Below are 18,492 nucleotides of genomic sequence, written 5' to 3' on the forward strand. Positions count from 1 at the left end.
CATCACCGGGACCCGGGACGCGGGACGCTGGACTGCCCTCCGGCCTGCTCGAGTCTCGCAATGAGGCGCCGGAAGGTCGCGGCGAGTGCCTCTTCGAAGGCCTGCATCGTCGGATACTGCTTCTGGATCGCGACCCGGTTGCGCGGCGAGGGGTGCGGGAACGACAGCACCTCGGGGACGCGCCCGCCCGGCCCCGCCGCCTGCGCCGCGTCCAGCGCCCGGGCGACCGCCTCGGCCGCCGTTTTGCCAAAGGTGACGATCACGGCCGGCCGCAGCACGCGCAGCTCGTCGGCGAGGAAGCCCGCGCAGGCGGCGATCTCGCCCCGACTGGGGGACCGGTTGGAGGCGGAATTGTGCGGCGGCGCCGGATGGCACTTCACCGCGTCGGTCATATAGAAGAGGTCTTCCAGGTCCCGATAGCGCGGATGGCCCACGTGCCGCAGCGCGCGCCGGATCAGGAGACCCGCGGGTCCGGTGAAGCGACGCCGGTTGCGCCAGCTCACGTAGCCCGGCGCCTCCCCGACCAGCAGGTAGCCCGTCGTTCCCTTCCCGTACGCCGCGAGCCCGAACCGGCGCCAGGGCTTCATCGAAGGACAGGCGCGGCAGGCCGCGATCGCGCGCTGGAGCAGGGGCAGGGAACGCCGGCGGGCCGGGAGCAGGTCAGCGCAGGCCGGAGGTGCGGAGCGGATTGTGCCCGGTGTCCTGGTCCGGGGTGCGGTCTTGCGTCGTCCCATGGCCTTGTCTCATCCGCTGGACCGCCATGATCGTTCGCTCCAGGTTCGGGAGCGGGGTGGCGCCAGGCCGTCGGGCCTTGAGCAACTGGACCGCCTCCTCGTACTTCATGCCCTTGACGCACACCAGGTAGGCGATGACCATGGACACCGACCGCCCCATCCCGGCCCGGCAGCAGACCATCAGGCGACCGGAGGAAGCCTGCCGCTCCATCCAGTCCACGGCCTTCTTGACATCATCCGGGCTGGCTTCTCCGAACTCCTTGAGCGGCACGAACTCGTAGGCGACCCCTCTGGGCGGCTTGATGTTGAACTCCTGCGCGAGGAAGAGCACGCCGTTGACGTAGGGCGGGGGCTTCTGCGCGTCGTCCACATTGCCGACCAGCAGCGATTCGGTCACGAAATGCATGGGCGCGATTATATCCAATCGTCCGGTGCGTTGCACCATCTCTTTTTCCTAGGCCCGCCCCCCTATTCCGGCGGCGGCGCGTCGGGTCTCGCGACCCACAGCACGTCGGTCTCCGTGACCTTCCACCGCGCGCCGGTCCGGTGCAGGAGCGCAAGGAAGCCCGCCCCGCTGCCGTCGGGCCGGTCGTCGCCGACGTAGACGAGGGCCTGGTCCCGCTTCGCGCTAAAGGCTACGCGCGAGAACTCCAGCACGCCGACGGTGGCGGGCGGCGCCTGTACTAAGGCCACCGGTATCGGTGCGAGGAAGACCTCGGGACCGGCCGGCTCGTCGCCGGCCCGCAACCGATAGGGCACGCCGAAATCGAACCGCGCCTCCAGCCGGAAGGGCCGGGCGGCCTTCAGCACGAAATCCCGGATCAGCTCCTCGCTGAGCCGGCCCTCGAAGAAGGCGCCTTCACGGAAGAAGGCGAGGGTGGCCGGTCCGCCCCCCGGCACGAGCCGGGTCGCCGTGATCGGGCGGATGACCACCAAGCGGGTTTGAGACGTGAGAAACTTCTGCACGACGACCTGGTCATAGACGGGATACTCCTCGGGGGGGACGGGATCGAGCTGGTCGGTGGGCGGGGCGGCTGGTGTGCCGGCGAGCGGGACTACCGGCCCCACTCCGAGCAGCACGGCGACGAGCAGCGCAGTCCGCATGGTCGGATGGTGCCATGCCCCTCCCATGCGCAGGAGGATAGCCCGGCCGGTCAGCGGGGTCAACGGCGCACGGGGCTGGACCTCGCAGCGACCATTTGCATTGCGGAGGCATCGAGCCTAGAATTCCGCCGCAAGCCCCTCTCACCGGAGCATCGCTTGACATGACTCAGGCTCGGTTCCCGCCTCGTGACTGGCAGACCTGGACTCGGCAGTGCCATTTCCTCGCCGCATGCGCGGCGGCCGCCTGGCTCGCCGCCTGCCAGCCCAACGACCAGCCGTTCAAATCCGAAGTCGAGACGCTCCGCAAGCAACTCGCCAAGCAGGAGTCAGTCATCGCCTCGCTCCAGGACGGGTCCAAGGTCATGCAGCAGCAGATCGATCTCCTGAACCGCGAGCTGCGGGAGGCGAAAAAGGAGACCGAGCGCGTCGAGGCAGAGCGGAAGGCGCTCGCCGAGAAGCTGGCGACCCAAGCGGCGGAGAACCGCAAGCTGGCCGCCGATGTCCAGCGTGTGGCCTCTCAGCGGGCCCGGGCCGAGGAGAACCTCCGCGTGGAGGACAAGGGCGGCCAGGTGGAAGAGATCGCCAAACCGATGGCGGCGGTCTGCAAGGCGGCCGAACAGGTGCTCGCCAAGCACGGCTACGCGCTGAAGGTCGCGATGAAGACCGAGCAGAAGGCGGTCTACCTCACCGAGCGCAAGGTCACCGCCCCCGCCTCGCTGGAAGTGTCCGGCGTCCGCAACCAGTATCTTCTGTTCCTCCAGACCCTGCCGTCCCGGGCAACGCGCCTGAGCGTAAAAGCCGAGTTCGAAAAGCTGACTGCGGGCGGCGCCCGGGCGGCGGGCGCCGAGGAGACGGCGGAGATCGAGCGGCGCCTCATCGGCGAGATCGCGAAGGCCCTCGGCGCGCCGGGGAAGACCTGAGCAATCCTGCGCTCCCATGCCTGCAAGCCGGGCTTTCGGCCAGTAGGGCGGCTGCCGCTGCCCTGGCCCCGTCTCCTCAACACTCCACCCACCCAAGTGATTGGCCCCAGAGAGGGGGCGATAGTTTGGCGGCTTGCCAGGCACGGCCTTCCCTCTAAAATCCCTCCCCTGCCCTACGCGATGTTCGTTCAAACCAGGAGGGACCCCCATGACAGCGACGAGTGGACTGGCCCGCTTGACGGTGTGCCTGTTCGCGGTCGGCAGCGCCTCGATCGCCACAGCGGAGGAACGATTCCTTGCGTCGCTCTCCGGTTACGACGAGGTGCCGGCCGTCTCGACACCTGCGGTGGGCGAGTTACGAGGCAAGATCAGCGGGGATGAGCAGTCCATCGCCTACGAGCTGAGCTATGGCGGACTGCAAGCTCCGGTGCGGTTCGCCCACATCCACCTTGCGCAACCCGGGGTCAACGGAGGCATCATCGTGTTCCTCTGCCAGACGGCCGGCTTCCCCGATCCCACCGGCCTGGCTCCGCCCTGCCTCCAAGAGGGCACGGTGACCGGGACTCTGACCGCCGCCAACGTCATCGGGCCGGCCGCGCAAGGCATCGCCGCGGGGGAGTTCGGGGAGCTTCTCGCGGCGCTGAGAGCCGGGGCGACCTACGCCAACGTCCACTCGAACCAGTTCCCGGGTGGGGAGATCCGCGGCCAGCTCCGCGGCAGCCGGCGCTCCGGGCCGTAGTGGAGGTGGGAGGGACAGCCGGCGCTCCGGCGAAAGCCAGGCCTCGTTCAAGAAATGGCTGGCGGCCGCTCAGGTCCCCGCAGCAAGCGCGTCGCCAAGGCCGCCGATGCGCCTGTGATCTCCCGGGAAAGACTCCCGATCCCTTTCCCGCCTAGGATTGCTCTCGAAGCCAGCGGACGAAGTCTCGCGCCCCATCATGAAGAAAGGCGACGACTTCGATTTCGGACTCTCGGATTTCATAGATGAGGCGATAAGAATACACGAAGACTTCGCGGATAGCGGGATTCTGGATCTCAGGAACGACACGCCCGCGCTCGCTGAGCGTCTCGAGGGAATCTGCAAGGTCGAGAGCCGCGTGGAGAATCTTTTGCGCCCCCTCCAACGAGTCTTGCGCAATATAGCCGAGCGCTGCATCCAGCGCGGCCTGAGCGCTGGGAGCCCAAGTTATGCGTCGGCGCCGAGTTGCCATTTCCGCCGGAGAGCCGCGGTCACCTGCTCATGCGTGACGCCTTTTCCCGCGGCGATCTCCGCACGACCCTTCTCAATCTCTTGAACGACGTACAGATGGTAGAGAACATCATCTAGGCTGCAGTCGTCCGGCAGGCGGTCCAACAACTCCCTTACGGTTTGTTTAGCACCCATGGGATCTTCCCCTTTGCCGCGGCCGATTCCACCTCAGCGGCCCCCATCATCGGCTCCCCGTGAAAGCCAGGCCTCGCCCAAGAAATGGCTGGCGGCTCGGTCGCCCCCCCGGCAGCCGACGCACCACCGCCCCCGCCGGTAAACCTCCGTTCTTCCCGAAAGAACTGTGGGACCTTTCCCAGTTCCCTCCCGCCGATTCGGATTGCCCTGCAGGGCGCGCAGGCCATTCTCCGGTAGAATTTCGGGTTGCATCGTGGCACCGCAGGATTCGCGCTACATGAGGTCACTGGTGGAACCGCCTGACGTCGGGCGTGAGCGGCTCGCTTCGGCGAGTGGGCTCCATATCTTCGTTAGGCTTCGCTTGATTCTTGGGCCCCCAAGATCCTTGCAGATCTTCCGTGCCAAGTCATCATCGATTTCGTTATGCCTCGGAACTGCCGAACGTTTGTTCTGGCTAGGATTATGCCATCACGAATGCCGACTGCCTTCCCTCAACAACTCACACTCATGCCTTCTGAGATGACGAAGAAGTTCTTCTCGTTTCATACGGCGATCGGCTCTTCTTCTTCGAAGCCTTCGCCTGCCGCCTCAAGCGCCTCACGCCGGTTGAGCTCCAGCGCCTCCTGGAGTGTGACCTTTAGGGTCTGAATCAATTCCTCCTTCGTCCGCTCCTGGCAGTTGACCCCAGGCACCTCCTCAATCCATCCAATCCACCAAGGACCGGACTGCTTGATGACCGCTGTGCAGTTTTCCCGCACGCAAACCTCCATCGGTTGTTGCTCGTAAGGCCTAACGCCGCGGTGACCGGCCGCTGCGAGCGAATGCGAGCCAGCGGTCCGGTCGACTGCGAAGTTGAACGCGTCGGTCTCGACCCTCCGTGTTCATCCTTCGTCTCACGGCGCTCTACCTGCGCAGCGGTCTCGATGAAAACGTCGCGCGCTCGGATTAGCATTCGAAGCCTTTCGGTCGTCAGTTGCTTCGTCTCAAGAAGCTCGGCGACTAGCGAGTAGAAGAGGATGAAGGAAAACACTGGCGCGACCTCAAAGTGGCGACCTAGCCACGCTCTCGCCATTGCATCGGCGTGCTCAAGTATGAGGGACCCCTCCCGAAGGCCGGCGTCGATTGCGAGCCGCTGATGCTGACGCTTCGTCTCGGCCCTGGCGGCGATATAGGCGGGGATCATAGCTTCAGCCGCGCCGATGGCAGCACCCTCGAGAATCCTGCGAGAATCCAGAGTTCCGGAACCATGGACCACCCTCCAAGTGGATGGTTGCGTCGCCACCCCTACATCACGACGACGGGAAGCACCGCGTGCCACCTCACGACGATGGAAAGCCCCAGGCACGACTCAACCGCTCTGGATCGCGCGCACTGCGGACACAGGGACGTCAGATAGAACACATCGTCTTCCGGATCCCAAAACGCGCCACAAGCTGGGCAGAGGTGATTCAGCGCATCGCCTAGCGTCAGGACTGCCGCCAGCCACCCAAGCGCGGTGACGCAGAAGGCTCCAGCGGCGATGTAGCTCTTCCAGCCAAGGCTTTCATATACCTCGGGTGCAAACGCTATGACGAGCGGCCATGCAAGGAGCGGCATCAGCCCACGTGCTGCTTCAAGATCTCCTCGTGCTCCAGATGGCCGACTCAGCGCGCGGCGTACACGGCGCATCGCCTCGAGCACGCCGACCGTCACAACGCTCAATGCTGCCAACCCGATGCCCACCAGCAAGTCGATTTGTTCGGTGGCCAGCATGAGCATGCCGACCGCCAGCGAGCCCAACACGGTCATCAGCAACCGATTCGCTACGCGAATCCGCTTCACCGCAACCACGCTACAGTTTTGCGATCTGAAAGAGCACTGAGGTCCTGGCCTGTCGCATCCTTAGGCGCCATGTCGACGTATTCCCCATCCGTCCGAACAGTGAGTATACAGATCAGTGTATGCCCTCCGACCACCGATCGACCAGTGACCGCACTCTCATTTATTCTCAAGTACTTGTCAATTTGATCCTTGTCCCCGCGCGGCCATGATAGGCGGTTCCGTATAGCACCGCTATACCTGACAAGAGCCCACGGGGCCCATCAGCCCGTCGGCCGGACTGCGGACTCCCTCGCCCCGCGATTCAACACACGCGGCGAGATCATCGTGGTGCTGACATCCTTCTGCCCCAAGGCTCCTTGAGCGTCCGAATACACTCGAACCATGCCTGCAATCGCAGGGTCCTGGACGCGGAAGGGCTCGGGACTCGAATGACGCGGATCAGGCTACCTTGTACGGAGGCTGGTGGCCTAACGGGCGGGCGGAATAATCGGAGAGCCGAGAGAGTGCCGGGCGCCGTTCTGTTATTCCGATGAGGCGAGCGGCCAACAGTACGGTCAAGGCCGGCCGCCTGCATCAGCCCCTCTCGGTCTGGCAAATCACTTCTTCTTTTTTCGGCGTGCGGGTTTTTCGGGTTTCTTCGTTCGTGGTAGCAGCGGCTCGATATCCGTCCAAAGCTCAGGCATGTCCGTCGCCCGGGCGAATTCGCGCACGGTCGCGCGAACCCGCGAGACGTCAAGGTGCGGGTTGGCAGCAACGATCGCGCGGATATCCTCAAGGTCATGAGGCCGGTGAGCGACAGCCTTCATGATCACCAGGTCTTCCGCTGTCGCGACGGGAACGTGCAGGTTTTGGATCACCATGTCCTGTGCCCTCGCGACCGCCTCCCTCTCAAAGGGTAGACGTCCGATCGTGACATCCACACCGACTCTGGTCGGCTCGTGTTCGAGCAGCAGGACGGCGCTCCTCTTGGCGAAAGCAATGGCATCAGGCCTTCTCGGCCGGAAGCCCTCGGCACGGGCCAGCTCCAGAAAACGCTCGAGCGCGCCCTCGTCAAGGACTACTGAGACATCCACGTCTTCGGTCGCGCGAGCCTGTCCGCGCAGACTGGCCGCGACCGCACCGATGATCATGCCGGGAGTCTGGGAAGTGTTGAGCAGGTTGCAGAGTGCACGGAGGACGGGAAAAAGAGAGACGAGAACGGGAGGCTCTATGGTTTGGTTGCCTTCAGTCGAAGCCACCGCCGTCTGACCTCGTGCTCGGTTTTACGCTTCTCGGCTTTCATCCGTGGCAGAAACCCCAACCCCACGGCCATCCGGTAAGCCGCATCCATCTGTTGAAATTTAACTTCGATCGGAGTGCGCCGCAGCTCCTCTTCGAGCGCCTTATTCACCAGGCGCCAGCGCTTCACGTAGTCCCTGGCTTCTTTCTTCGTTATCATTCCAGCCCTTAGCTCCTCGCCGTTCCGATTACGTCTCGGATGGAACGGATGCTTGGCGAGCGCAGCGCCATGGCGGGCGATTGCCTGGGAGAAAGGGAATCACGGCACAGGGAGCCGGTCCGGTAGTCCTATGAGGCGAGCGGCCAACAGGACGGATCGGAGTAGCCATTGGAGCACAACGCATCATGGCGCCAGCGAGCCCAAGCGCCGTTCGTCAGCCGAGACGCCCTATCTTTTCGCCGACTTTCCCGCCCGCAGCCACGCATCCACCCCGGCGGCCATCTTGCGGCCTTCGGCGATCGCCCAGACGATGAGCGAGGCGCCGCGCTTGACGTCCCCGCCGGCGAAGACCCCGTCGACGCTGGTCATGAAGCGCTCGTCCACGGCGACGTTCCCGCGCGCGTCATACCGCACGCCGAGGCTGTCGAGGAGCGGCTTCTTCACCGGCCCGACGAACCCCATCGCAAGCAGCACGAGGTCCACCTCCAGCTCGAACTCGCTGTTCGGGATCGGGATGAACTTCCCATCCTCGAAGCGCACCCGCTGCGCGTGCAGCTTGGTGACGTGGCCGTTCCGGCCGCTGAAGGCGGTCGTCGAGACGCTCCACTGCCGGTCGCAGCCTTCCTCGTGCGCGTGCGAGGTGCGGAGCTGCATCGGCCAGAGGGGCCAGGGGGTCGAAGGGGCCCGCTGCGGCGGCGGCTCGGGCAGCAGCTCGAACTGGTGGACCTCCACGCAGCCCTGCCGGTGTGCGGTCCCCAGACAGTCGGAGCCGGTGTCGCCGCCCCCGATGATGACGACGCGCTTGCCCTTGGCCGTAATCGGCTCGTCGGCGAGCACGTCGCCGGCGTTCCGCTTGTTCTGCTGCGTCAGGTATTCCATCGCGAGGTGGATGCCCTTGAGCTCGCGCCCGGGGACGGGCAGCTCGCGCGCCTGCTCGGCGCCCATCGCGAGGCAGATCGCGTCGAACTCGTGCCGCAGTTCGTCCGCCGTGAGGTCCACGCCGACGTGCACGTTCGGCCGGAACACGACCCCCTCCGCCTTGAGCTGCTCGAGCCGGCGGTCCAGCACCCACTTTTCCATCTTGAAGTCCGGGATGCCGTAGCGCAGGAGCCCGCCGATCCGGTCCGCCTTCTCGAAGACCGTCACGCTGTGCCCCGCGCGCGCGAGCTGTTGCGCGCAGGCGAGCCCGGCCGGCCCTGAACCGATCACCGCCACGGTCTTCCCCGTACGGGCTACCGGCAGGATCGGCTCGACCCAGCCTTCGTCGAAGCCCTTGTCAATGATGTTCCACTCGATGACGCGGATCGAGACGGGGTCGTCGTTGATCCCGAGGACGCAGGCAGACTCGCAGGGCGCGGGACAGAGCCGGCCAGTGAACTCGGGGAAATTGTTGGTCGTGTGCAGCGCCTTGAGCGCGTCCTTCCAGCGACCCCGATGGACGAGGTCGTTCCACTCGGGAATCAGGTTGACGACGGGGCAGCCGTTGGCGCTCTGGCAGAAGGGCACGCCGCAGTCCATGCAGCGGGCCCCCTGGGCCTTGAGCTTCTCCTCAGGAAACGGCTCGTAGAATTCCTTCCAGTCGAGGACGCGCAGCTCGACCGGCCGCCGCTTGGGGCCTTCCCGGCGATATTTCATGAAGCCCTTAGGATCTGCCATGTTTCAGCTCAAGAATGCGCGCCGGCGTTCGCATCATCCGTCACCCATCACGCCTTAACGGTTTTGTGCGCCTGCTCCTTCGCGGCCGCCGCCTTGCGCTCCGCCAACACCCGCTTGTAGTCGATCGGCATGACCTTGACGAACCGCGGCAGCATCACCTCCCAGGCATCCAGGATTGTCTTGGCCTTGCGGCTCCCGGTGTAGCGGTGATGGGCCTCGACCATCTCCCGCAGCGTCCGCTTGTCCTCCGCAGCCGCCACCGGCTCCAGCTCGACCATCCCCAGGTTGCAGCGCGACTCGAACTTGCCGTCTTCGTTCAGCACGTAGGCGATCCCGCCGGACATCCCCGCCGCGAAGTTCCGGCCCGTCCGCCCCAGCACCACGACGACGCCGCCAGTCATGTACTCGCAGCCGTGGTCGCCGGTGCCCTCGATGACGGCCCGGACGCCGCTGTTCCGGACCGCGAAGCGCTCGCCCGCCGTGCCGTAGAAGTAGCACTCGCCCTGCGTGGCCCCGTAGAGCGAGGTGTTGCCGATCAGGATCGTCTCTTCCGGCACGAACCGCGCCCCCTTCGGCGGGACGACGATGATCTTGCCGCCGGAGAGCCCTTTGCCCAGGTAGTCGTTGGACTCGCCCTCCAGGATCAGGGTCACCCCCCGGGCGAGGAAGGCGCCGAACGACTGGCCGGCCGACCCGGTGAACTTGATCGTGATCGTGTCGGGCGGCAGCCCCTCAAGGCCGTATTTCTTGGCGATCCGGCTGGACAGCATGGTCCCGGTCGCCCGATTCACGTTGCGGATCGGCAGGTCCAGCGTGACCTTCTCGCCGCGCTCGAGCGCCGGCCGGCACAGCTCGAGGAGCCGCCGGTCCAGCACCTCGTCAATCCCGTGGTCCTGCCGCTGCACGCAGTGGCGGGCGACCTCGGGGCCCACCTGGGGCAGGTACAGCAGCGGCGAGAGGTCCAGCCCTTTGGCCTTCCAGTGATCCACCGCCTTCTGCGCCTTGAGCTTGTCCACCCGCCCGATCATCTCGTTCATCGTGCGGAAGCCCAGCTTGGCCATCAGCTCGCGGGCCTCCTCGGCTACGAAGAAGAAGTAGTTAACCAGGTGCTCTGGCTGCCCGGCGAATTTCTTCCGGAGGACCGGATCTTGGGTCGCGATCCCCACCGGACAGGTGTTGAGGTGGCACTTCCGCATCATGATGCAGCCCTCGACGATGAGGGGCGCCGTCGAGAAGCCGAACTCCTCCGCGCCGAGCAGGGCCGCGATCACGACGTCCCGGCCGGTCTTCATCTGCCCATCGGTCTCCACCCGGATGCGCCCCCGCAGGTCGTTCAGCACCAGCGTCTGGTGGGTCTCCGCCAGACCCAGCTCCCAGGGGATGCCGGCGTATTTAATAGACGAAAGGGGCGAGGCACCCGTGCCCCCGCTGTCGCCGCTGATCAGGACCTTGTCCGCCTTGGCCTTGGCCACTCCGGCCGCGACCGTGCCGACCCCGACCTCCGCGACCAGCTTGACCGAGATCTCCGCCTCAGGGTTCGCGTTCTTGAGGTCGAAGATGAGTTGCGCCAGGTCCTCGATCGAATAGATGTCGTGGTGCGGCGGCGGCGAGATGAGCTGGACACCCGGCGTCGCGTACCGGAGCTTGGCGATGATCTCGTCCACCTTGTGGCCGGGGAGCTGGCCGCCCTCGCCGGGCTTGGCGCCCTGCGCCATCTTGATCTGCAGCTCGCCCGCGTTCACCAGGTAGTGGATCGTCACGCCGAAGCGCGCGGAGGCGACCTGCTTGATGTAGGAATTCTTGGAGTCGCCGTTCGGGAGCGGGACGAAACGCTCCGGGTCCTCCCCGCCCTCGCCGGTGTTGCTCTTGGCGCCGATCCGGTTCATCGCGATCGCGAGGGTCTCGTGGGCTTCCTTGCTGATCGCGCCGAAGGACATGGCGCCTGTGGTGAACCGCTTGACGATCTCCGTGGCCGGCTCGACCTCCTCGAGCGGGATCGGCTCCGGCGCGTAGTTGAAGTCCAAGAGCCCCCGCAGGTTGGAGCGCCGCTGGCTCTCGTCGTTCACGAGCGCCGCGAACTCCTTGTAGGTGTGCGGATCGTTGGTGCGCGTCGCGTGCTGGAGCTTGTAGATCGTCTCCGGGTTCCAATTGTGGTGCTCGCCCTGCACCCGGTAGTGAATCTCCCCGCCGAAGTCGAGCTGGCGGATCGGCGCGGGCTCGTAGGCCTGCCGGTGGCGCCGCAGGGTCTCCTCGCCGATCTCGCGGATGCCGATGCCCTCGATCCGGGAAGCGGTGCCGGTGAAGTACCGGTCCACCGTCTGGCGGTTCAACCCGATCGCCTCGAAGATCTGGGCGCCGCAGTAGGACTGGACGGTGGAGATCCCCATCTTCGAGAAGATCTTGAGCAGACCCTTGTTGATTGCCTTGATGAACTTGACTTCGGCGGTCGCTGCGTCAATGCCTTCCGGCAGGAAGCCCTCCCGCTCCATGTCCACGAGCGTCTCGAAGACGAGGTAAGGATTGACCGTCCCTGCGCCGTAGCCGATCAGGCAAGCGAAGTGGTGGACGTCCCGCGGCTCGCCGGTCTCGACGATCAGCCCGACCTCCGTCCGCGTGCACTCGCGGACGAGGTGGTGGTGCAGCGCCGAGATGCCGAGCAGGCTCGGGATCGGCGCCCAATCTTCGTTGACGCCCCGGTCGCTGAGGATCAGGAACTTGTACCCCTCGCGGATCGCCTGAGAAGCCTGCTGACAGAGATCGTCCACAGCCACCGCGAGCCCGTCCGGCCCGTCGGCGACGCGGAACAGCATCGGCAGCGTCTTGCTCTTGAAATGCGGGTCGGCGATCTCGCGGATCTTCTGCAGGTCCGCGTTGGTCAGGATCGGCTGCTTGACCCGGATCCGCCGGCAGGCCTCCGGGGTCTCGGCCATCACGTTGGGTTTCGGCCCGATGTTGGTCACGAGCGACATGACCAGCTCTTCGCGGATGGGGTCAATGGGCGGGTTGGTCACCTGGGCGAAGAGCTGCTTGAAGTACTTGAACAGGAGCTGCGGCCGGTCCGACAACACGGCGAGCGGCGTGTCCGTTCCCATGGAGGAGACCGGCTCCTCGCCGGTCACGACCATCGGGGTCAGCACCATCTTCAGCTCCTCGACCGTATAGCCGAAAGCCTGTTGCCGCTGCCGGAGCGTCGGGTGGTCGGGCTGCGGGACGTTGAGCGGCTCGGGCAGCTCGTCGAGCGACACCCGGTACTGGGTCACCCAGGCCCGGTAGGGCTTCTGGCTGACGATGTTCGCCTTGATCTCCTCGTCGTCGATGATCTGCCCCTGCGCCGTGTCCACCAGGAACATGCGCCCCGGCTGGAGCCGGCCCTTCAGCCGGATGTCCGTCGCGTCGGTCGGCAGGACGCCCGCCTCCGAGGCCAGCACGACGAGGTCGTCGGTCGTGACCTGGTAGCGGCAGGGCCGCAGCCCGTTCCGGTCTAGGGTCGCGCCGATCAGCGTCCCGTCCGTGAAGCAGACCGCCGCCGGCCCATCCCAGGGCTCCATCATCGCCGCGTGGTACTCGTAGAACCCGCGCCGATCGAGGTCCATCTGCGGGTTGCCCACCCAGGGCTCCGGAATCAGCATCATCATCGCGTGCGGGAGCGACCGGCCGCCCAGCACGAGGAACTCCAGCGCGTTGTCCAGGCAGGCACTGTCGCTCTGGTGCTCGTAGACGATCGGGAAGAGCTTGGGAATGTCCTGGCCGAAGAGCTCCGATTGGAGCCGGCCCTGCCGCGCCCGCATCCAGTTCACGTTACCCTTGAGCGTATTGATCTCGCCGTTGTGGCAGATGTAGCGGTAGGGATGCGCGAGCGGCCAGGTCGGGAACGTGTTCGTGCTGAAGCGCGAGTGGATCAGCGCGAGCGCGGAGACGACGTCGGGTTCGGCCAGGTCTTTGTAGTACCGATCCATCTGGCTCGGGAGCAGAAGGCCCTTGTACACGATGGTGTTGGCGGAGAGACTCGGGATGTAGACGTACTCCCGCCCCTCGATCGCGGACGCGCGGATCGCGTTCTCGACGCGCTTGCGGATGACGTAGAGCTTCCGCTCGAACTGCGCCGCGTTGAAGCTGTCGCGGGCGATGAACACCTGCCGGATGACGGGCTCGGTCCGGCGCGCCTGGACCCCGATCGCGTCGCTGTCCACCGGGACGTCCCGCCAGCCGAGGAGCCGCGCGCCCTCCTCCGCAATCACGCGCTCGAACAGCGCCTCGCACTGCCGGCGCGGCTCCGCAGCCCGCGGCAGGAACACCATCCCCACGCCGTACTCGCCGGCGTCGGGCAGCTTCACCTTGACGTCCGCCGCGGCGCGCTTGAGGAACTCGTGCGGGACTTGCAGCAGGATCCCCGCCCCGTCCCCGGTGCAGGGATCGCAGCCCTGCGCGCCGCGGTGGAAGAGGTTCTGGAGCACCTGCAGCGCCTTGAGGACGATCTCGCGCGACTTGTGGCCCTTGATGTTGACGACGAAGCCGATCCCGCAGGCGTCACGTTCCTGCCGAGGGTCGTAGAGCCCCTGCTGGGGAGGCAATCCCGGAACGGTCATGGTCGAATGATCCCGCGTGATGGTTAAGACACGTGTCCGCGCGGCCCGACCGGCCGCCGGCTGGGAGAGGCTGGGCCCCGCGGGGCCCTGCGCGAACGCGTCGTGCACCGGTTGCGGCGTCATGCGCACCTTACTGGAACGTGCGCCGATCTGTCAAGCGAACCGCGCCCGCGACCGCAGGCTCCGCTGGCGTGCAAACGGCCCTGACCGTCCACCTCTTCGGCTTGACAAACCGGGACCCCTCCACCTACTATCCCGCCATGAAAACCGGGCCGGCCACTCCCACACTCCACACGATGGCGGACGTGTGGGACGCCTATCGGGAAGAGCTGGACGAGGTCGAGGATCAGGTCCGTAAAAACCTCGATTCGACGGTTACCTTGATCAACACGGTGGCCGCGCACCTCCTCTCCAGCGGTGGGAAGCGCATCCGGCCCCTGCTCCTGCTCCTCTGTGCCCGCCTCTGCGGCTATACCGCGAAGGACCACCTCCTGCTGGGGAGCCTCGTCGAGTACATCCACACCGCCACGCTCCTCCACGACGACGTGGTGGACGACGCCGACCTCCGCCGGGGCCGGCGGGCCGCCCGGAAGGTCTGGGGCAACCAGGTCAGCATCCTCGTCGGCGACTACCTCTATTCCAAGGCAATCTGCCACATCGTCGGGTTCCGAAACCAAGCGATCAACGAAGTGCTCTCCGAGGCTTGCCGGAAGATGGCGGAGGGGGAGGTCCTCCAGCTCTACTACAATGGAAACCCCGCGCTTACCGAGCCCGAGTACCTCCGCATCATCGAGTACAAGACCGCCAGCCTCATCGCCGCCTCCTGCCGCATCGGGGCGATCGTGGGCGGGGCAGCGCCGGACAAGCAGGAGGCCCTGTTCCGGTTCGGCCAGCACCTCGGCATCGCGTTCCAGATCTCGGACGACACGTTGGACTACGCGGCGCATGGGGACCGCCTGGGTAAGACCCTGGGCCAGGATCTCCGGCAGGGCAGGGCCACGCTTCCGCTCCTGCACCTACTCCAGCACTGCTCGGAGGAGGATCGCCGGATGATCAAGGACCGGATGGAGACCCGGACCTTGCCGGAGCCAGACCTCCTCCGGATCGTTTCGCTCATGCAGGAATACGGTTCGATCACTTACGCGATGGACCGGGCGCGGACGTTCGTCGCCGCCGCGAATCGGGATCTGACGGTGTTCGAGGACTCCCCGGCGAAGCGGGCGCTCGCCATCGTGTCGGACTATATGGTCAACCGCGATCGCTAGTCCGAAAGCGGTGACACGTGGTGTGTGACAGGTGACGCGTGGAATCAGCGCTGATAAAGTAGGGGTCGTCGCGCATCACGCATCACTCGTCGCTGCTTATGAGTCGCGTGCCTGTCACTTGTCACCTGTCACCCGTCACCCGAGATTCCCCCCATCCGCTCCTCCGGCTGGCGGCCGAGGCCATCACCGTGTATCTCTCGGAGCAGCGCATCATCGAACCGCCAGCCGGGCTGTTCGTGGCCGTCCCGGAGGCCCTGAAGCCGGCCGGGGTGTTCGTGTGTCTGAAGCGGAAAGGCGAGCTTCGGGGGTGTATCGGGACGACCGAGCCCCTGTGCGAGACCGCGGCCCAGGAAGTGATTCACAACGCGATCGGCGCCGCCACCCGAGATCCCCGGTTTCAACCGGTCCGGCTCGACGAGCTGCTGGAGCTGGCAATCTCGGTGGATCTGCTCAGCCCGCTGGAGCCGGTGGCCGGACCCGACGAGCTGGATCCCCGCCGCTACGGCCTCGTGCTCCGGTCAGGCGAGCGGCGGAGCGTTCTCTTGCCGGACATCGAGGGTATCGAGTCGGTGGACGACCAGGTGAACGCGGCGCGGGTCAAGGCTGGGGTCGGCCCGCTCGAACCAGTTCAGCTATTCCGGTTCGAAGTGACCCGATACCAGTGACGGCAAAAGGCAAGTGGCGAGGGGCGAGCGGATTATGGCCAATCTGATCCCCTTCAGGGGCGTGCTCTACAACTCCGAGGTCGTCGGCGATGTGGCGAAGGTCGTGGCCCCGCCCTACGATGTAATTGACGCCGAAGCCCAACGGGTCTTGCACGCGCGCCACCCGCACAACGTAATCCGTCTCGAGCTGGGGCTGGACGAGCCTGGCGACGGCCCCGCGCGGAACAAGTACACGCGCGCGGCCGCCTGGCTGCGCGACTGGCTGGTCAGCGGAGCGCTTCGCCGAGACCCGGAGCCGGCTATCTATCCTTATACCATCGAATACCGGGCCCCCTCCGTGGGGGCGGACACCGCGGTGCGAGTCCTCAAGGGGTTCCTCGCGACCGTGCAGTTGGAGGAGTTCGGGACCGGCCGCATCTACCCGCACGAGAACACGCGCGCCGCGGCCAAGGCCGACCGGCTCCGGCTGCTGGAAGCCTGCCGGGCCAATTTCAGCCCGATCTTCTCCCTGTTCTCGGATCCGGAGGACTCCGTGCTCTCCCTCATCCAGAAGTCGGTCAACACCGAGAAGCCGCGCCTGGACTTTCGCGACGACGAGGGATTTCGGCAGCGGCTCTGGACGATCACCGATCCCGCCGTGTTGCGCGAGATCGCGGCGGCCATGCAACCGAAGCCGCTCTTCATCGCCGACGGGCACCACCGGTACGAGACCGCCCTGACCTACCGGCGGCAGCGTCGCGAAGCGGCCGGGCTGCCACCGACGGGCGGGGACCAACCCTACGACCGCGTGCTCATGCTCTTCGCCTGCCTGGAGGATCCTGGGCTGACCGTGCTCCCCACCCACCGCGCGCTCAAGCTCGGGCTCCCCGGCCTCGGCGAGATCACGTCCCTCCTGCGGGAAGCCTTTACCGTTGAGTGCCTGCCCTTCACGCCCGAGAGCGAGGCCGAGACCCGCGCGCAGTTCCTCCGCAAGCTCCGCGCGGCGGGCGAGGCGGGCCAGGCCTTCGGACTCGCGCTGGAGGGGGCTGACTGCTACCTGTTGCTCACGCTCAAGGCGGGCGCGGCCCTCCCGGCCGGCGCGCCGGCCAGGGACCGGCTGGATGTGTCGGTCCTGCACAACTTGCTTCTCCCGACGCTGCGGGTGCCTGCACTCGAAGAGGCGGATGTCCTTTACACGAAAGACGACCGCGAAGCCCTCGAGCTGGTCCGGCGCGGCGAGGCGCGGGCGGCGTTCCTCTTGAACCCGACCAAGGTGAGCGAGGTCCGCGCGGTGGCCGCGGCGGGAGGCCGCATGCCGCATAAGTCCACCTATTTCTTCCCTAAGCCGCTCACAGGCCTCGTGCTCCACCTCATGGAATAGATGGGCTGCTCTTCGTCCCCTCCCTATTAGGGACTGCGAATTTTCCACCGTTTGGCCTAACGTACGCCTGCCGCTGAGCGTCCTCCATGGAGACGGCGGCCGGGTGTTGGCACCGGTTCCACCGGCCGCCGCACCAGCCGGGTTGCGACGAGAGCCAGCGATGAAAGGCACCGTCCTCGTCGCCGATGACGATCCCGACATCGTCACGGTCCTGCGCGACCACCTCGAATCCCTCGGCTACGCCACCCTCGGCGCGGGCGATGGCCCCCGCGCGCTCGAGCTGATCGAGCAGCACCAGCCGAATCTCCTGCTGCTCGACCTCGAGATGCCCGAGATCCCCGGCCTCGAGATCCTCAAGCGGCTCGCCCAGGGACGCCAGGCCGGCCTCGACGGCTACGACCTGCCCGTCATCGTCATGACGGCCTACGGCACGATCTCGCGCGCGGTCGAGGCCATGAAGCAAGGCGCCTACGATTTCGTCACGAAGCCCTTCGACACAGATCACCTGGCCACCGTGATCCGGAAGGCGCTCGAGCGCGAAGCGCTCCAGCGCCAGATCGCCTGCCTGCGGTCCGACGTGGCGACGCGCTACGCCGCCATCGTCGGGAACAGCCCGGCGCTCCAAGCCGTCGTGGCCCTCGCCCAGCGAGCTGCCGCCTCCGACGCAGGCGTGCTGCTGCTCGGGGAGAGCGGCACGGGCAAGGAGCTGTTCGCGCGGTCCCTACACCAGTGGAGCCCGCGGCGCGCCATGCCCTTCGTCGTCATCAACTGCGTCGCGCTCACCGACACGCTACTCGAAAACGAGCTGTTCGGCCACGAACGAGGCGCCTTCACCGGCGCCGACCGGCTGCAGAAGGGCAAGATCGAGTTGGCCGACGGCGGCACGGTCTTCTTGGACGAGATCGGCGACATGCCGCCGGCGATCCAGGCCAAGCTGCTCCGCGTACTCCAGGACCACGAGTTCCACCGAGTCGGCGGGAGTCGGCTGGTACGGGTCAACATCCGGGTCATCGCGGCCACGAACAAGGACCTTCGGCAGGCGGTCCGGGCCGGCGCCTTCCGGGAAGACCTCTACTTCCGGCTCAACGTGGTGACCCTGACGCTCCCGCCGCTCCGGGAGCGACGGGAGGACATCCCGCAGCTCGCCGAGCATTTCCTCACGCGCCACGCGCGCGACGCGAAGCGTCCCCAGCTCCGGCTGACGCCGGAGGCGCTGGCCGCCCTGCAGGCTTACGCCTGGCCCGGCAACATCCGGGAGCTGGACAACGCCATCGCCCGGGCCGTCGTGCTGAGCCCGACCGACGCGATCGGGCCCGAGGACCTGGGTCTCGCCGGTGGCGACGGGCTCAGGGGGCCGAGTGCGCAGACCCTGGACGCGCTCCTCGACCTCCCCTACCACGCCTCCATGGAGCAGCATAGCCGGCGCCTGATCCAGCGGGCCCTCCAGCGTACCCACGGCAACCAGACGAAGGCCGCCGAACTGCTCCGGCTCCAGCGGACCTATCTCGCCCGCTTGATCAAGCAGAAGAACATCATGGCGACGCCCTCCGCGGTTTGATTTT

The 18,492-nt window shown here is 66.3% G+C and carries 17 protein-coding genes; 6 read left to right on the plus strand and 11 right to left on the minus strand.

Going from position 1 to position 18,492, the window contains the following annotated elements; all coding sequences use genetic code 11:
• Window positions 1–2 precede the first annotated feature (2 nt).
• The 3 genes from ACWHYQ_RS03025 to ACWHYQ_RS03035 are packed head-to-tail and all read right to left on the minus strand — an operon-like array spanning window position 3 to window position 1,838.
• Window positions 3–734, minus strand: a complete 732-nt coding sequence (locus tag ACWHYQ_RS03025) for a uracil-DNA glycosylase family protein (protein ID WP_447974277.1) — start codon at window positions 732–734, stop codon at window positions 3–5.
• The gene (locus ACWHYQ_RS03030) at window positions 661–1,179 is read right to left on the minus strand and encodes a protein-tyrosine phosphatase family protein (RefSeq protein ID WP_447974278.1); all 519 of its coding nucleotides are present in this window, start codon (window positions 1,177–1,179) and stop codon (window positions 661–663) included. Before ACWHYQ_RS03030 ends, ACWHYQ_RS03025 begins: the two co-directional genes overlap by 74 nt.
• A 23-nt stretch (window positions 1,180–1,202) precedes the next feature.
• Window positions 1,203–1,838: a hypothetical protein gene (locus ACWHYQ_RS03035; protein WP_447974279.1), complete on the minus strand. Its 636-nt coding sequence runs from the start codon at window positions 1,836–1,838 to the stop codon at window positions 1,203–1,205.
• Between the two features lie 161 nt (window positions 1,839–1,999).
• Here ACWHYQ_RS03035 and ACWHYQ_RS03040 point away from each other — a divergent pair, with 161 nt between their 5' ends.
• Entirely contained in the window at window positions 2,000–2,758 is a 759-nt protein-coding gene (locus tag ACWHYQ_RS03040; protein ID WP_447974280.1) for a hypothetical protein, read from the plus strand.
• Window positions 2,759–2,966: 208 nt separating this feature from the next.
• Window positions 2,967–3,497 (plus strand): CHRD domain-containing protein, encoded by a 531-nt coding sequence (locus ACWHYQ_RS03045; protein WP_447974281.1) that lies wholly within the window; start codon window positions 2,967–2,969, stop codon window positions 3,495–3,497.
• A gap of 151 nt (window positions 3,498–3,648) precedes the next feature.
• Here the strand turns inward: ACWHYQ_RS03045 and ACWHYQ_RS03050 are convergent, their stop codons facing one another.
• From ACWHYQ_RS03050 to gltB, 8 genes are all read right to left on the minus strand, one after another.
• The gene (locus ACWHYQ_RS03050) at window positions 3,649–3,966 is read right to left on the minus strand and encodes a type II toxin-antitoxin system RelE/ParE family toxin (RefSeq protein WP_447974282.1); all 318 of its coding nucleotides are present in this window, start codon (window positions 3,964–3,966) and stop codon (window positions 3,649–3,651) included.
• Window positions 3,942–4,139: a hypothetical protein gene (locus ACWHYQ_RS03055; RefSeq protein ID WP_447974283.1), complete on the minus strand. Its 198-nt coding sequence runs from the start codon at window positions 4,137–4,139 to the stop codon at window positions 3,942–3,944. Before ACWHYQ_RS03055 ends, ACWHYQ_RS03050 begins: the two co-directional genes overlap by 25 nt.
• A 542-nt stretch (window positions 4,140–4,681) precedes the next feature.
• Window positions 4,682–4,897: a type II toxin-antitoxin system HicB family antitoxin gene (locus ACWHYQ_RS03060; RefSeq protein ID WP_447974284.1), complete on the minus strand. Its 216-nt coding sequence runs from the start codon at window positions 4,895–4,897 to the stop codon at window positions 4,682–4,684.
• A gap of 526 nt (window positions 4,898–5,423) precedes the next feature.
• Complete coding sequence (locus ACWHYQ_RS03065) at window positions 5,424–5,960, minus strand: hypothetical protein (protein WP_447974285.1); 537 nt, start codon at window positions 5,958–5,960, stop codon at window positions 5,424–5,426.
• Window positions 5,961–6,556: 596 nt separating this feature from the next.
• A complete protein-coding gene (locus ACWHYQ_RS03070) occupies window positions 6,557–7,198 on the minus strand; it encodes a nucleotidyl transferase AbiEii/AbiGii toxin family protein (RefSeq protein ID WP_447974286.1) in 642 nt (213 codons plus the stop codon).
• Window positions 7,168–7,398: a hypothetical protein gene (locus tag ACWHYQ_RS03075; RefSeq protein ID WP_447974287.1), complete on the minus strand. Its 231-nt coding sequence runs from the start codon at window positions 7,396–7,398 to the stop codon at window positions 7,168–7,170. Before ACWHYQ_RS03075 ends, ACWHYQ_RS03070 begins: the two co-directional genes overlap by 31 nt.
• Window positions 7,399–7,626: 228 nt before the next feature.
• Window positions 7,627–9,054 (minus strand): glutamate synthase subunit beta, encoded by a 1,428-nt coding sequence (locus ACWHYQ_RS03080; protein ID WP_447974288.1) that lies wholly within the window; start codon window positions 9,052–9,054, stop codon window positions 7,627–7,629.
• A 47-nt stretch (window positions 9,055–9,101) separates the two neighbouring features.
• Window positions 9,102–13,640: a glutamate synthase large subunit gene (gene gltB / locus ACWHYQ_RS03085; RefSeq protein WP_447975512.1), complete on the minus strand. Its 4,539-nt coding sequence runs from the start codon at window positions 13,638–13,640 to the stop codon at window positions 9,102–9,104.
• A gap of 191 nt (window positions 13,641–13,831) precedes the next feature.
• Between gltB and ACWHYQ_RS03090 the strand changes: the two genes are divergently transcribed.
• The 4 genes from ACWHYQ_RS03090 (at window position 13,832) to ACWHYQ_RS03105 (ending at window position 18,488) form a co-directional block, all read left to right on the plus strand.
• Complete coding sequence (locus tag ACWHYQ_RS03090) at window positions 13,832–14,905, plus strand: polyprenyl synthetase family protein (RefSeq protein ID WP_447974289.1); 1,074 nt, start codon at window positions 13,832–13,834, stop codon at window positions 14,903–14,905.
• A gap of 107 nt (window positions 14,906–15,012) precedes the next feature.
• A complete protein-coding gene (gene amrA / locus ACWHYQ_RS03095) occupies window positions 15,013–15,570 on the plus strand; it encodes an AmmeMemoRadiSam system protein A (protein WP_447974290.1) in 558 nt (185 codons plus the stop codon).
• A gap of 34 nt (window positions 15,571–15,604) precedes the next feature.
• Window positions 15,605–16,930: a DUF1015 domain-containing protein gene (locus ACWHYQ_RS03100; protein WP_447974291.1), complete on the plus strand. Its 1,326-nt coding sequence runs from the start codon at window positions 15,605–15,607 to the stop codon at window positions 16,928–16,930.
• A gap of 160 nt (window positions 16,931–17,090) precedes the next feature.
• Window positions 17,091–18,488: a sigma-54-dependent transcriptional regulator gene (locus tag ACWHYQ_RS03105; RefSeq protein ID WP_447974292.1), complete on the plus strand. Its 1,398-nt coding sequence runs from the start codon at window positions 17,091–17,093 to the stop codon at window positions 18,486–18,488.
• The last annotated feature ends 4 nt before the right edge of the window (window positions 18,489–18,492 follow it).

Source organism: Nitrospira sp. Kam-Ns4a, from assembly GCF_965152595.1.

Coding starts and splice junctions, on each gene's coding strand:
- ACWHYQ_RS03030 (WP_447974278.1), bottom strand. CDS start 1,179: ATGGTGCAACGCACCGGACGATTGGATATAATCGCGCCCATGCATTTC.
- ACWHYQ_RS03025 (WP_447974277.1), bottom strand. CDS start 734: ATGGGACGACGCAAGACCGCACCCCGGACCAGGACACCGGGCACAATC.
- ACWHYQ_RS03080 (WP_447974288.1), bottom strand. CDS start 9,054: ATGGCAGATCCTAAGGGCTTCATGAAATATCGCCGGGAAGGCCCCAAG.
- ACWHYQ_RS03100 (WP_447974291.1), top strand. CDS start 15,605: ATGGCCAATCTGATCCCCTTCAGGGGCGTGCTCTACAACTCCGAGGTC.
- ACWHYQ_RS03055 (WP_447974283.1), bottom strand. CDS start 4,139: ATGGGTGCTAAACAAACCGTAAGGGAGTTGTTGGACCGCCTGCCGGAC.
- gltB (WP_447975512.1), bottom strand. CDS start 13,640: ATGACCGTTCCGGGATTGCCTCCCCAGCAGGGGCTCTACGACCCTCGG.
- ACWHYQ_RS03075 (WP_447974287.1), bottom strand. CDS start 7,398: ATGATAACGAAGAAAGAAGCCAGGGACTACGTGAAGCGCTGGCGCCTG.
- ACWHYQ_RS03050 (WP_447974282.1), bottom strand. CDS start 3,966: ATGGCAACTCGGCGCCGACGCATAACTTGGGCTCCCAGCGCTCAGGCC.
- ACWHYQ_RS03035 (WP_447974279.1), bottom strand. CDS start 1,838: ATGCGGACTGCGCTGCTCGTCGCCGTGCTGCTCGGAGTGGGGCCGGTA.
- ACWHYQ_RS03040 (WP_447974280.1), top strand. CDS start 2,000: ATGACTCAGGCTCGGTTCCCGCCTCGTGACTGGCAGACCTGGACTCGG.
- ACWHYQ_RS03045 (WP_447974281.1), top strand. CDS start 2,967: ATGACAGCGACGAGTGGACTGGCCCGCTTGACGGTGTGCCTGTTCGCG.
- ACWHYQ_RS03105 (WP_447974292.1), top strand. CDS start 17,091: ATGAAAGGCACCGTCCTCGTCGCCGATGACGATCCCGACATCGTCACG.